This is a genomic window from Azospirillum sp. B506, assembly GCF_000333595.1.
Lineage (GTDB): Bacteria > Pseudomonadota > Alphaproteobacteria > Azospirillales > Azospirillaceae > Azospirillum.
In genome coordinates, this window is the sequence record NZ_BADK01000541.1 from 1 (window position 1) to 1,027 (window position 1,027).

Genomic DNA, 1,027 nt, shown 5'->3' on the forward strand with positions numbered 1-1,027 from the left:
GTTGGTCCCCCAAATTGATGGTACGGGCCGGATATAACGCGGCACCGAGCGATATAACCGCCTCCATGCTCTTGAATACAGTATCCAAGATGCATGGCAGCTTTGAAAAGCTTGGGTTACTGCGTCAATATCGCTTAAGACTCCGCCATCCAATCACAAAGTGAAAATTTTTCATCGGAAACTAATAAAATCTCGGAACAAGAAATTTTTTTACTGAAAATAGTAATAACATTATGAAAATATTTTTCGATGGATAATTTTATTATTTATTATTATACTTTTTTAACATTTTCTGGCTTTTTGTCGCAAGCTGATGCAAATCCTGGATCGACATTAAGGCGTATGTCGCTTGATATATCACGTGAGCGGAGGGCAGAGGATCTCAAGGATCCTCACAGAGGCCGCGCATGCCAATACGGGGGCAATTTTCCATGAAGAATCTCAAAATCTCAACAAAAGTCACCATCACCAGCTCTATTCTTGTATTGGTATCGCTCGCCATTGCAGTTATTGCTGGAAACAGCCTGCGGAGATTGAACAACGCAACCGACGAGATCGCCCGGGCCGGCGACGAAGGCATCCTCGGCGTCAGGCTCCGCCTGAACGCCGTGTCCCTCAATCGGACGGAATACATGATCGCCGCCAACCCCAGCAAAGAAAACCTGAAGAAATCAAAAGAAATTATCGCGGAATACCGGACCCTCTTCGACAAGCGCATCGATCAGTTGAAGAAAGATGCCACAGCAGAAACGAAGATGCAGGTCGACAAAATCCAGGCGCTCGGCGCATCATATCTCCAGGAATTGGACTCGACCTTGAAGGTGGCCGACAAGGTCGCCGGCACCGTCGAGCTTTCGTCGGCGCAACTGCAATTGAATCGCGAGGGTCAAAGCAGCCGCGAAGCCGCGGCGAAGCTGGAAGACGCGATCCGCCAATTCACGGACAACACCATCAAGAGGGCAGAGCAGGTGTCGCAGGACGCGACCGATACCTTCTACAACACATTGTGGATCATGGGGGCGGTCGC

General features: G+C 49.1%; 1 pseudogene. It reads left to right on the plus strand.

Features of this window, described 5'->3' with window-relative positions:
* Positions 1-431: 431 nt before the first annotated feature.
* Positions 432-1,027, plus strand: a pseudogene (locus I71_RS16140) (methyl-accepting chemotaxis protein); the annotation flags it as partial.